12 protein-coding genes are annotated in these 12,647 nt (G+C 59.8%); 3 read left to right on the plus strand and 9 right to left on the minus strand.

Annotated features, from left to right (window positions below):
- Nucleotides 1–17 precede the first annotated feature (17 nt).
- The 6 genes from AR456_RS16060 to ltnD form a co-directional block, all read right to left on the minus strand.
- Nucleotides 18–1,025, minus strand: a complete 1,008-nt coding sequence (locus AR456_RS16060; protein ID WP_021818317.1) for a TRAP transporter substrate-binding protein — start codon at nucleotides 1,023–1,025, stop codon at nucleotides 18–20.
- A 50-nt stretch (nucleotides 1,026–1,075) separates the two neighbouring features.
- A complete protein-coding gene (denD, locus tag AR456_RS16065) occupies nucleotides 1,076–2,038 on the minus strand; it encodes a D-erythronate dehydrogenase (RefSeq protein ID WP_021818316.1) in 963 nt (320 codons plus the stop codon).
- 34 nt (nucleotides 2,039–2,072) lie between these two features.
- Nucleotides 2,073–2,873 carry a 2-oxo-tetronate isomerase gene (otnI, locus tag AR456_RS16070; protein WP_021818315.1) on the minus strand — a complete coding sequence of 267 codons (801 nt, stop codon included), beginning with the start codon at nucleotides 2,871–2,873 and terminating at the stop codon, nucleotides 2,073–2,075.
- Nucleotides 2,874–2,968: 95 nt separating this feature from the next.
- Nucleotides 2,969–3,628 carry a 3-oxo-tetronate 4-phosphate decarboxylase gene (otnC, locus tag AR456_RS16075; RefSeq protein WP_021818314.1) on the minus strand — a complete coding sequence of 220 codons (660 nt, stop codon included), beginning with the start codon at nucleotides 3,626–3,628 and terminating at the stop codon, nucleotides 2,969–2,971.
- Entirely contained in the window at nucleotides 3,625–4,929 is a 1,305-nt protein-coding gene (gene otnK, locus AR456_RS16080; protein WP_021818313.1) for a 3-oxo-tetronate kinase, read from the minus strand. The genes otnC and otnK overlap by 4 nt, the downstream gene beginning before the upstream one ends.
- Nucleotides 4,926–5,891 (minus strand): L-threonate dehydrogenase, encoded by a 966-nt coding sequence (gene ltnD, locus AR456_RS16085; protein ID WP_021818312.1) that lies wholly within the window; start codon nucleotides 5,889–5,891, stop codon nucleotides 4,926–4,928. Before ltnD ends, otnK begins: the two co-directional genes overlap by 4 nt.
- A 305-nt stretch (nucleotides 5,892–6,196) precedes the next feature.
- Here ltnD and AR456_RS16090 point away from each other — a divergent pair, with 305 nt between their 5' ends.
- Both AR456_RS16090 and arfB read left to right on the plus strand, forming a co-directional pair.
- The gene (locus AR456_RS16090; RefSeq protein WP_021818311.1) at nucleotides 6,197–7,231 is read left to right on the plus strand and encodes a LacI family DNA-binding transcriptional regulator; all 1,035 of its coding nucleotides are present in this window, start codon (nucleotides 6,197–6,199) and stop codon (nucleotides 7,229–7,231) included.
- A 124-nt stretch (nucleotides 7,232–7,355) separates the two neighbouring features.
- Complete coding sequence (gene arfB, locus AR456_RS16095) at nucleotides 7,356–7,778, plus strand: alternative ribosome rescue aminoacyl-tRNA hydrolase ArfB (RefSeq protein WP_021818310.1); 423 nt, start codon at nucleotides 7,356–7,358, stop codon at nucleotides 7,776–7,778.
- Between the two features lie 56 nt (nucleotides 7,779–7,834).
- On the opposite strand, the gene AR456_RS16100 is transcribed toward arfB, so the two are convergent.
- From AR456_RS16100 to AR456_RS16110, 3 genes are all read right to left on the minus strand, one after another.
- On the minus strand, nucleotides 7,835–8,815 hold the full coding sequence (locus AR456_RS16100) for a sugar-binding transcriptional regulator (RefSeq protein WP_021818309.1): 981 nt from the start codon (nucleotides 8,813–8,815) through the stop codon (nucleotides 7,835–7,837).
- Between the two features lie 167 nt (nucleotides 8,816–8,982).
- Nucleotides 8,983–10,701: a dihydroxyacetone kinase family protein gene (locus AR456_RS16105; protein WP_021818308.1), complete on the minus strand. Its 1,719-nt coding sequence runs from the start codon at nucleotides 10,699–10,701 to the stop codon at nucleotides 8,983–8,985.
- Nucleotides 10,702–10,815: 114 nt separating this feature from the next.
- Entirely contained in the window at nucleotides 10,816–11,301 is a 486-nt protein-coding gene (locus tag AR456_RS16110) for an RpiB/LacA/LacB family sugar-phosphate isomerase (RefSeq protein ID WP_021818307.1), read from the minus strand.
- 384 nt (nucleotides 11,302–11,685) lie between these two features.
- Here AR456_RS16110 and tal point away from each other — a divergent pair, with 384 nt between their 5' ends.
- A complete protein-coding gene (tal, locus tag AR456_RS16115; protein ID WP_021818306.1) occupies nucleotides 11,686–12,630 on the plus strand; it encodes a transaldolase in 945 nt (314 codons plus the stop codon).
- Nucleotides 12,631–12,647: the final 17 nt, after the last annotated feature.

The raw sequence follows: 12,647 nt of genomic DNA on the forward strand, positions 1-12,647 counted from the left end.
ATGGACGAGCATTCTCATCACTGGGACGAGCATTCGCTGGCGCGAATCCGATCCAGCCACTCGGAACCGTACTCATCGGTATAGACGCTGTAGGACGGCTCGACGGCCTGCTGGAACTGTGACTTGTCGATATCATCAACTACCGTCATGCCCTTCTCTTTCAGCTCCTCGACGCCTTCGGTCTCGAGCCGCGACACCATCTCGCGGGTTGCCTCGGCGCCAGCATGCGCGGCCTCGAGGAACCAGCCCTGCTCTTCTTCACTCAGCCCTTCCCAGAGAATCGGTGACGCCAGCATGATCGCCGGTGAGTAGACATGACCGGTCAGCGTCAGGTAGTCCTGCACTTCCCACAGGTTACTGGTCAGGATCACCGAGATCGGATTTTCCTGACCGTCCACGGTGCCCTGCTGGAGTGCCGTAAACACTTCGGGGAACGCCATGGGAGTCGGATGCACGCCAAGTTCTTCGAAGGCCGCCATGTGCATCTTGTTTTCCATGGTGCGAATCTTCAGGCCTGAGGCATCATCCGGTTGCTTGACCTCACGACGGCTGTTGGTCATGTGACGGAAGCCGTTCTCGGTCCACGCCAGGCCAACCAGATCATGCTCGCCCATCATGTCGAGCAGGTCCTGGCCGATCTCGCTATCGAGTACGCAGCGGGCCTGATCGTAATCGGCGAACAGGAATGGCAGGTCCAGTACATAGGTTTCAGGGACGAAATTGCCCAATGGACCGGTAGAGGTAATGACCGTATCGATGGTGCCGATCTGCAGGCCTTCAATCATGGCGCGTTCGCCACCCAGGGCACCGGCAGAATGCTCCTGTACCGTGAACTCTCCCCCCGAGAGCTCCTCGAGGCGTTCCTTGAAGGCATCGACACCCGCAGAGTAATGCGAGGTATCCGCAGTCGTATGACCGACAGTGATGGTCTGGGCAGCTATAGCAGGTAGGGTCATCCCAACCATCGCCAGCCCCAGTGAGGCGTGAATGGCAGTAGGGATAGCGCGGCGTGCAAAGGTCTTCATTGTTGTATCCTCTGATTTACGCGGGCTTGCGGGACAGGTGCTGAACCTATCTATTTTTCGTCGATAAAAGCCTCGACGATGGCATTGAAATCACTGTCGGCAACGAACCCCAGCCGCTCGGCCCGAGTCGTTCGGAACCGTCCGGGCCAACTGGCAACGATGGCAGTGACTCTTGCATCGGGTTCATGACGTACTCGCGCCAGACCGGCGTCACCGGCATAGCGACACAATACTTCAAGCATTTCCGCTACGCGGACGGTAACACCGGGCAACATGAAGGCTCGGTTATCCCCCATCCGCTCGGCCTCTACCTCTGCACCATGCACCAGTGACTCGATCACCTGGCCTGGCGACATGACGTAGAGTTCCAACTCGGTTGGCACCGGGCAGATGGCGTCTTCATCATTGAGCGGTTCACGCAGGATGCTTGAGGCAAAGCTGGAAGCCGCCGCGTTGGGGCGACCCGGACGGATGACGATCGTCGGCAGGCGCAGCACTCGGCCATCGATCAGTCCTCGGCGGCTGTAATCACTGATCAACAGCTCACACATCGCCTTCTGGGTACCGTAGGAACTCTGGGGCATCAATGCGGTGGTATCGTCGAGCACCTCGGGCAGCTCCCCACCATAGACCGCCACTGAACTGGCCATTACCAGCCGAGTGCTACTCAGGCCGCGCTTGCGGCAACCATCAAGGAGCGCGCGAGTGGCATCGAAGTTGACCGCCATGCCCAGCTCCAGATCGGCTTCGGCCGCCGAACTGACCACCGCCGCAAGGTGATAGATCACATCCGGGCGCTCATCGAGCAACGTGTCCCAGGCGTGTTCCGCGGTGATATCCCGGGCCTCGGTAACGAACTGAATATCCGTCGTGGCATCCGGTAGCGCTGGCGCGACCTGGTCTACCAGCGTCAGGCGCTGGATGGGCTGGCCATTCAACTGCTGGCGAGCCACCAGCTGTGCGGCAAGGCGTTGGCCGAGAAATCCGGCGGCACCGGTAATCAGAACATGCATGAAAGAACTCCCCGGAACTGCTCTGTAGATTGCCTCATGTTCTGCCCCCGATACCGTATGCCGAGGCCCAGCCAAGGCCCGCGACGGTACCGGCACGAGGCCGATACTCACACCCCACCCAGCCACGATAGCCAAGCCCCTCGAGATGCTCGAGCAGTTGGGGATAATTGACTTCTCCCCGGTCCGGTTCGTGACGCTCCGGTACTCCGGCGATCTGAACATGACCGATCTGTGGGTATTGCGCTTCCATCTCGTGCATCAGGTCCCCTTGAACGATCTGGCAGTGATAGAGATCGAACTGCACCTTGAGGCTATCAACACCAACCTCGCGGACGATGTCTCGTGCCTGTTGTTGGGTCTGGAGAAAGAAGCCCGGCATGTCGCGGCCATTGATCGGCTCGATCAGCAAGGTGCGACCGGCGCTGGCACAAGCCTCAGCAGCGTAGCGCAGGTTGTCGATGTAGGAGGCGTGATGCCGGCGGTATACGGCATCATCTGCATCCTCCGGCAGCAAACCCGCCATGGCATGCAGGCGCGGACAGTCGAGCGCCTCGGCATAGCGCAGCGCCACCTCTACGCTGTCACGAAACTCCTGTTCACGGCCCGGCAGGCTCGCCAGCCCCCTCTCACCGGCATCCCAGTCCCCCGGCGGCAGATTGAACAACACCTGTTTCAAGCCATGAGCATCGAGACGCTGCCGAATGTCCTGCGCCTCGAACGCATAGGGAAACAAGTACTCCACGCCCTTGAAGCCCACCTCAGCCGCCGCCGAAAATCGATCGAGAAACTCATGTTCGGTGAACAACATGCTGAGATTGGCAGCCAACTTGATCATGGTTTTTCCTTGAGCGTCGTTGTTCGTTGAGCATCGTTGTTCGTTGAGCATCGCTGTTCGTTGAGCAAGGTAGTTCCGCGCCCGCCTCGCTCATATCAATCGCGCGGGAAGGTACGTTCAAGTTCGGCGATCTGCTCTGCTGTCAGGCAACGAGGATTCTCGCCGCGCAACAACAGATACAGTTTCGCCGTCTCCTCCAGCTCTTCAGTAGCGTAGACCGCCGCTTCCAGCGACTTACCGGCCACCACCGGGCCATGGTTGGCCAACAGTACCGCACTGTGCTTGCCCGCCAGGCCACGTACCGCATCGCCGAGGCCTGGGTCGCCCGGAATGTGGTAGGGCACCAACGGCAATTTACCGACCCGCATCACGTAATAGGCGGTCAGCGGAGGAATACAGTCATGGTGATCGACATCCGGCAGACAGGACACCGCCACCGAGTGGGTCGAATGCAGATGGACGATGGCCCCGGACTGTGGCCGTTCGGCATACATTGCCATATGCAGAAAACTCTCCTTGGTCGGCTTGTCACCATCCAGCCACTCGCCACTCGCCGAGAGTAATGAAATTCGCGCGGGATCAAGACGACCAAGACAGGCATTGGTCGGCGTCATCAACCAGCCACCGTCCTCGAGCCTTACGCTGATATTGCCACTGGAGCCCATGGTCAGGCCGCGATCGAACAACGACTTGCCATAGGTAGCGATCTGCTCACGCAGCACGTTATGTGGATGGTTGCGTAACACCTCACTCATACCGACACCTCCCCCAGCAACGTGAAGCCACGGGTAAAGATGTCGACACCCCCGAAATTTCCGGACTTCAGTGCCAACGACAGGGTACGCTCACCCGCCGGGGTCTGAATCCGCGCCTGGGTCCAGGGCACACCTGCATCGATCTGCGGCCCGATACGCAATTGATCCAACTCCAGCGCCGATACCACTGCACCGGAAGTCTCTCCACCGGCGACCAGCAGTCGGCCCACGCCTTCCTTGACGCTGGTGACCGCAATGGTCGCCAATGCCTGCTCGACGATCTCTCCGGCGCGAGCCACACCGAGTTGCTCCTGCGCCGCCTTGACGCGATCCGGCTCGGCGGAGGCATAGACCAGAATCGGTTCATCGGGCCGTAGGCGCCGATGCTCACGCACGGCGTCCAGCACTGAGTTCAGACTCTCATCACCCGCAGCCAGCTCCAACGGATCGAGGGCTATACCGGGATAGTGTTCGAGGAAATGTGCCACCTGACCGAGAGTGGCACGGGAACAGCTACCCGACAGCACCAACGGGCTACCACTGGCCGGCACCAGGCGCGCGGCATTGTCAACCGAATCGAGCCAGCCCCTGCGGCGGTACTGTTCAGGCAGTGCCTGGCCCAGTCCCGAACCACCGGTGACCAGTGGCATATCAACACAGGCCTCAGCCAGCACATCGAGATCGTCATCATCGAGGGTGTCACAGATGACATGACGCACATCATTGTCGGCCAGCGACAGCAGATGCTCACGCGCGGCGCCAGCGCCCGAGACCAACAACGGCCTATTGAGAAGCGCCACAGAATGCGGAGTTTGACTACCCAGCACGCGCACCAGATCCGCATCGGTCATCGGGTTGAGCGGATGGTCCTGCATGCCACTGTCATTGAGCAGTCGATCTCCAACAAACAAGTGGCCCTGGTAGACGGTGCGTCCGGTGGTCGGGAATGCCGGTACCATCACCGTCTGGCGGGTATTGAGCGCGTCCATCAAGGCATCTGCGACCGGGCCGATATTACCCTCGGCGGTGGAATCAAAGGTCGAACAGTACTTGAAGAATATCTGTTGGGCGCCCAGGCCAGACAACCAATCCAACGCCGCGAGACTATCCTTGATCGCCTCGTCTACCGGACAGCTGCGTGATTTCAGCGCCACCACAATGGCGTCCACATCCTCAGGCTGCGGCTTGCCGGTCGGCACGCCCAGTATCTGTACCGTACGCATGCCGGAGCGCACCAGATTGTTGGCGAGATCAGTGGCGCCGGTAAAATCATCGGCAATCGCTCCCAGTACCAGACTCATTCCTCTCTTTCCCTATCGTGATTGGCATCATTGGTCGCCGGCAGGTCAATGCCAGCCGTCGCCGCGTAAACCTTGATAACTGCCGCGTCATCTTCACGTCCGTGGCCCATGCCACTGGCGGCGGTAAATTGCTGCAACGCGCTCGCCGCAACCGGCATGGCCAGGCGCAGATCGCGGCCGGTGTCATGCACGAGATTGAGATCCTTGACGAAGATATCCACCGCCGACAGTGGGGTGTAGTCTCCCTCGAGAATGTGCGGCACGCGATTCTCGAACATCCACGAGTTACCCGCAGACTGAGTGATAACCTCATACAGACGCTGCGGGTCGATACCCATCCGCACCCCCAGCGCCATGGCTTCCGCCGCTGCGGCGATGTGTACCCCGGCAAGATGCTGGTTAACCAGTTTGACGCTGGAACCAACACCAGGAGCATCACCCAGGCGGTGCACATTGGCTGCCATCGCCCCCAATGCCGGCTCAGCCATCGAAAAAGCTTCCACTCGCCCCGAAGCCATCACCGATAATTGTCCGCACGCTGCCTTGGCCGCACCACCGCTGATCGGTGCATCCAGTAACTCGAGTTCCATCTCCTGAAGCCGCTCTCCCAGCGCCACGGCATAGGCCGGAGCCACAGTCGCACATTGAATTACCAGGCTACCTGGCGCCAGACGCTCGGCGAGGCCACCCAGGCCATCCTCGCCAAATAACACCGCATCAACCTGAGCGGCATTGACTACCACCAGAATCACCACCGAACACTCTTCAGCCAGCGCCAATGGTGATGGCAGAGTCCTACCACCCGCGGCAGCGAAGTTATCTCGGGCGCTGACAGCAACATCACAACCAATGACCGGCAGTCCTGCAGCGAACAACGAGCGTGCAATGCCCATTCCCATGGCTCCCAGGCCGATCACACCGTAGGTGACATCAGGCGTCGGTACAGACGATGAATCGGACATGGCATGAAACCCCTGGGTAAAACAACTCGGTGAAACTGCTCGAAAAAAACGCTTCGACAAAACTGCTCGGAGCTCCACGACCGTCAGCAAGCGCTGATTGTTGGGCGACAGGGCCAGGGGCAGTCGGGTCAAGTGCAAATGCAACCAACATAAACAAGCTGTTCCGAGCGAGTGGCAAACTGGCTTGGAAAAACCAACATGTTAGCGCTAACATCCATTTTTAGAACAGCCAGCAACACGTCGCAAGCCCAGCGACCAAAGACTCGACCAAAGTCCAAGGGCTTACCTACCAAGAGGAGCCAGGGATGAGCGAACCTCCCCGTCACGAAAAGCGCCGTCGCAAGGGCCTCGACAGCCCGACACTCACCGATGTTGCAAGAGAGGCTGGTGTCTCCTCGATTACGGTGTCGCGAGTTCTCAACTCACCCGACAGCGTGCGCGAAAGCACCCGCCACAAGGTGGAAGCCGCCATTGAGCATATCGGCTATGTGCGCAATATGGTCGCCGGTAGCCTTGCCTCGGCGCGCTCACGCTTCATACCCGTCATTGTGCCCTCGCTGTCCAACGTGGTGTTCATCGAAGTCATACAGGGATTGCAGGCAACCTTCGAGCAACACGACTATCAGATTCTGCTGGGCAATACCGACTACAGCATGAAACGTGAGGAAGAGTTGATTCAGACCTTCCTCGGCTGGTCGCCTACCGCCCTGATAACCACGGGACTTCGCCACCAACCAGGCGTGCGCGCAGTGCTCGAACGCTACTCCCACCCATTGGTGGAAATCATGGAGGTCGGTGAGGCCATCGACATGAGCGTGGGCATGTCGCACTACCACGCAGGACACTGCATGGCCGACTATCTGGTGTCGCGCGGATATCGCCATATCGTCTACGCGGGCACCCAGATGGACGGCAACTACCGCGCCCAACAGCGCTATGAAGGACATCGTGACCGACTGCAGGAACAGGGCATGGCCGCGCCATTGCTGGAGTGGCACGACCCCAGCCAATTCGAGCTGGGCGCCACTGCTCTGGAGGAGGTCCGCAAGCATCATCCCCGAGCCGACGCCATCCACTTCGCCGACGATGTGATGGCCTGTGGAGCGATCCTGCACGCCAACCGGCATGGTCTACGTATTCCCGAAGATATCGCCATCGCCGGCTTTACCTGCCTGCCTCTAGGCCAGAGCCTGACCCCACGCCTCACGACGATCCACTCCCCCCGCGAGGCCATCGGACGCCTGGCCGCTACTCAGATCATCACCCGCCTCAACGGCGGACAGCCGGACTCATCAGCGATCGACCTTGGGTTTGAACTGGTGCCGGGAGATAGTGCTTGAGACCCTTTGCGGGACGCTGAGTTACCAAGCCAACAGCAGCGGGAGACCAATGCACGCGTTGACGCTGAGCCGCACTCCGCGTACAACCCAAGCTGTCCATCACCAAGCCCCAATGGAGAAGCCTATGCTCCCCATCTCTCAAAAGGTGAGCATTCCCGACAACGAAATCGAATTGAATGCAGTGCGTGCGCAGGGTGCAGGCGGCCAGAATGTCAACAAGGTATCCTCGGCCATTCACCTACGTTTTGATGTTCAGGCCTCGTCATTGCCTGACTTCTACAAGCAGCGCTTGCTGAAGTTGAGCGACCAGCGCATCACCTCGGAGGGAGTGGTGGTGATCAAGGCCCAGTCGCACCGCCGCCAGGAGCTCAACCGGGCTGATGCACTGGAGCGACTGCAGGAGCTGGTGCGTTCAGTAGCAGTCACTCCCAAGAAGCGCATCGCCACACGCCCCACCAAGTCATCCAGGAAACGGCGGCTCGACAACAAGACCCAGCGAGGACAGACCAAGGCTGGACGGAAGAAAGTGAACAAGATCGACCACTGAGTGCTGTAGCTCTCAGGAATTGTCTTGATCTCGATTCGCACCAACATCCTTGCGCATCACTTCTCCCCCGCCCGAGTCGCCTCATCGAGGCGGATAATGGTGTGCGCGTTGGTAGCGCTGGTAGCGAGAGTGTCGATCACGCCGGTGCGCAATGCACCGAGGATACCGACCGCCTTGGTGTGCTCACTGGCAATGGCCACCACGTCGGGAATTCGGGTCAGATCGTGGATATTGAGGCCAATCACCCGGCCCTGCATCGGAGTGATGGAAGGGTTGCCATGAATATCGATGAAGTCGTAGCCCATCACGTCACCGATAGTCCCGGACAGGCGCGCCTCGGCAATCTCCTGAGGCGTGAACCAGCCCATCCGCACCATGTTGCTGTTCTCACTGACATCGCCGACACCAATCAGGGCGATATCGGCACGGCGCGCACGGTCGAGCGTCTGACGCACGGTGGCGTTCTCGTAGAGCACATCGCGCAGGCTGGTATTCTGCACCAGCGCCGGAGCATAAAGCGTCTCGCTTTCGCCACCGAAACGTGTCGCCAGACGCCGGCAGATATGGTCCGGATTCATGTATTCGCCAGCGCGCAGAGAGCCGCCGATGGCGCAGACAAAAGACACATCGAGACTACGTTCACCGAAGACGTTATCGGCCACTGCCCCCACGTTGCGCCCCATGCCCACGGCAACGATATGCCCATCCGCCAGACTCCGAGACAAATGGTCAGCAACCAGACTGGACACCGCCGAGCGCTGCGCGTCCGCATCAGAATGATCGAGAGCAATCAGCGCCCGCTTTAGGCCGAAGCGACGCTTGAGCTCCTGCTCGATCTCGGCACTGACCGCCGGATGCTGACGCACTCGGACATCAACGATACCCTCGGTCTGGGCACGCTTGAGCAGACGCCCCACGCGAATACGTGACAGTCCGAGACGGTTGGCGATAACCTCCTGCGTCTCCCCCTGCACATAGTAGAGAGTGGCAATCTCGGTCATCAGATCGATGTCAGCATTTTCCACGCGGTCATTCATCGCACGATTCCTGGTGCAGCTTGCTGAAGGTGAAGGTGACTGTAAGGCAACAATTCGCGCCACACGATAGCATACCCGCCAGTATCCCTACCCTGCCCCTATAGACACACGCCCCCGACAATAAAGCCGAGGGCGTGCACGAGTCCTGCCAATCACAGAATCAAACGTCAGTCACACGCCTTGATCAGCGGGGTCAGGGCACGAATGATCAGCGATAGGGAAACACCACCGGCATCCGGCGTCCCGAGACTCTTCTCGGCCAGCGGCCGCGCGCGACCAACCTTCGGCAACAACTGCGCAGTCGCCTCCGAGGCCTGCTGTGCCCGTACTGCAGCAGCAGTCCAGGCATTCCCGGCGCCCTGCCCCGCGTGCTCAGCAAGAGTCTCGGCGAACGGCACAAGAACATCGACCAGCGTCTTGTCACCAACCCTGGCCTTGCCGAAGCTCATCACGTTGCTGGCGGCGGCCGAAACCCCAGCCGACAGGCGCTGAGCAGAGAACGCCTCCTGATCACCCAGCGACTCACCGATCGAGGACAGGATCACGCCCCAGATCGCCCCGGATGTACCGCCCGCTCGGTCAGACCAGGCATCGGCAGCAAACGACAACAGCGTCTCGGCCCCCGCACCACGCCGCAACGCTTCGCGCGCCGCCTCAAGAGCGGCATGACAACCACACTGCATACCGATACCGTGGTCGCCATCCCCTGCCACCGCATCGATACGCCCCAACTCCTCGGCGTTGGCATCGATGGTTTCAACCAGTATCTCCAAACCTTGCAATGTACTACCCGCAAGCTTCCGAGAGGCCTCACTGGCGACAGGAATGTCCCGATCCAATGCCTGTTCCAACTCGACAGGATCAATGGCTTCGGCAGGCACTACACTGCCCTTGCGATACGCCGGAGTGTTGGCGGGCGCACGCCACAGGCGCTCCATTTCGTCATCGAGCCAGAACAGGGTCAGCGAGACGCCAGCCATATCGAGGCTGGTCACCAGCTCGCCAACATCCGGCTCGACAATCTCGAGCCCAGCCTTGCGCAGCAGCTCATCGACACGCCGATAGACGACAAACAACTCTTCGTACTTTACGGTGCCGAGGCCATTGAGAATCGGCGCAACGCGCGCGCCCTGTGGCTCGATCCCCTCGGGAATTTCGGCCAGCAACTGCTCCACCAGCAGCTCGGCCAGCGTATCGGCACTCGGTACGTCCTGCTCGCTGATACCCGGCTCACCATGGATTCCCAATCCCAGGGCCATGCGCCCCTCGGGAACATGGAACAATGCATCGCCAGCCCCAGGCAGAGTGCAGCCATCGAACGCCACACCAAAGGAGCGAGTGCGCCGATTGGCCTCGTTGGCGACGGCAACGACTTCCGCCAGTGTCGCCCCGGCCTCGGCCGCCGCGGCTGCCGCCTTGAATACGGTCAGATCACCGGCAATACCGCGACGCTTCTCGATTTCTTCCAGCGAGGCACTGGACACATCATCAGTCACCAGCACGATCTCGCAGGGAATACCTTCCTTGATCAGGCGCTCGCGTGCTTGACCGAAGTGCAGGACATCGCCGGCATAGTTACCGAAGGTCAGCAATACGCCGCCACCGTTGTCGGCGGCCTTCGCCACCGAATAGACCTGCTGCGCAGAAGGCGAGGCAAACAGGTTGCCCATCGCCGCCCCGTGAGCCAGCCCCTGGCCGACGAGACCGGAGAAGGCCGGGTAGTGGCCGCTGCCACCACCAATCACCACCGCAACACTGCCTTCGGCACAGCGGGTGCTGCGCACGACACCACCGGGTACCGCCATCAGCTTGTCGGGATGGGCCGCCACGACGCCGAGACGCGCCTCTTCGCAAAAATCACTGGGATCGTTGAACAGTCTTGTCATGAGTTGTTTCCTGTTCCGAGAAGGCATGTGACCGAGTTCATATCAGCCGCTGCCTCGACACGGGTTGATCGGCTGTGGCTTTTCACCCCTGTTTATCGTTTCTGATGTATCACATCAGGAAGCGTCCTGGACACCATTCGCCCGAGCCTCGTATTGCGTGATCCGTTCCACCTTATCGGCCGATGCACCGCCGGCAAACTCCCGGGAAAGAAAGGTGGCCACGATATCCTTGGCCAACTCCGGCCCCACCACCCGCGCACCGATGGTCACGATCTGCGCATCGTTGCTGGTTCGTGCCTTGCCGGCGGAATAGGTGTCATGCGCCTGGGCGGCCCGGATTCCCGGCACCTTGTTGGCCGAGATCGCTACACCGATGCCGGTACCGCAAACCAGCACACCACGGTCGAAACGCCCTGCCTTGATCGCCTCAGCCACCTCGACGGCAACATCCGGGTAAAGAATCGGCTGAGCGTTGAAGGTACCGAAGTCCTCTACCTCGTGCCCCAGACCACGGACATGTGCAATCAAGGCTTCCTTGAGATCAAAGGCCGCTTCATCACCACCGATGGCGACACGCAGCACAGATGTTTGCTCGGACATGGTTAGCTCCTCTGAGTGAGATCCGGCACGACGGGTCAGATGCCATATCGATCAAACTATCACCGATCAAACATTTGTAAAGATCAGGATCATGTGTTCAGCCCATTTCCCTCTACGACCAGTCGATGACAATAGCCACTTGAATATCCATAACAAACTGAATATAAATATTATTTTCAGAATTTTCCGTAGCCGATGATCACATCACTATTCTTTGGTCTAATGATCTTTTAGCGATCATATGCACAACAACCATTGACATGCACCGGCAATATGCAAAATCATTTGATCATTGACCGAACGGAAAACCGATGCGCTGACCAGGCCAGCCACCTCTTCGTTGGAGAATCAGCGCTTCACCAGCTGCCCCAACAGGAGCCCTATATGTCTCAGCTAGACGCGCTACGCCAATACTCCGTGGTCGTTGCCGATACCGGCGACCTCGATGCCATCAAGCGTTACCGGCCACAGGATGCGACCACCAACCCGTCGCTGATTCTCAAGGCCTTCGATCTCCCCGGTTACAGCGCCTTGATCGAAGACGTCCTGAGCAAGGAGACCGGTTCGAGCAGTGATCGTATCGACCAGATAGTGGATGCACTCTCCGTCGCCATGGGAGCCCGGATCTCCGAGCACATCCCCGGACGCGTTTCCACGGAGGTTGCCGCCCGCCTGTCATTCGACCGAGAGGCCAGCATCCGCAAGGCTCACGAATTGATCGAGCGCTATGACCGCCTGGGGGTGGGCCGTGATCGCATCCTGATCAAGCTGGCCTCAACCTGGGAGGGCATCCGCGCAGCGGAGGTACTGGAGAAGGAAGGCATTCAATGCAACCTGACGCTGCTGTTCAGCGAGGCCCAGGCTCAAGCCTGCTTCGATGCCGGAGTACACCTGATCTCACCCTTCGTTGGCCGTGTCAGCGACTATTACAAACAGCGTGATAACCGCGACTTTGCTGCCGACGAAGACCCCGGCGTGGTTTTTGTGCGCGAGGTCTGCAAGCGTGCCAATCAGGGGGGCTACGACACCGTGGTCATGGGTGCCAGCTTCCGCACCACCGGCCAGGTACTGGCGCTGGCCGGCTGCCCGCGCCTGACCATCTCACCGGACCTGCTCGAACAACTGGCCGCCAGCGATGGCGATGTAGAGGCTGCCATCGATACCGGCAACAGAGATGCAACACCAGCCACCACATTGGATGAAGTAAGCTTCCGTTGGGGGCACAACCAGAACCCCATGGCCGTCGAGAAGCTCGCCGACGGCATTCGCCGCTTCGCCGAGGATCAGCACAAGCTGGAAGGCCTGATTGCTCAGCGGCTGGGGGGGTAGGTCTCAGCCGCGCGCAT

The sequence above is a fragment of the Halomonas huangheensis genome (assembly GCF_001431725.1).
GTDB classification, from domain to species: Bacteria; Pseudomonadota; Gammaproteobacteria; order Pseudomonadales; family Halomonadaceae; genus Halomonas; species Halomonas huangheensis.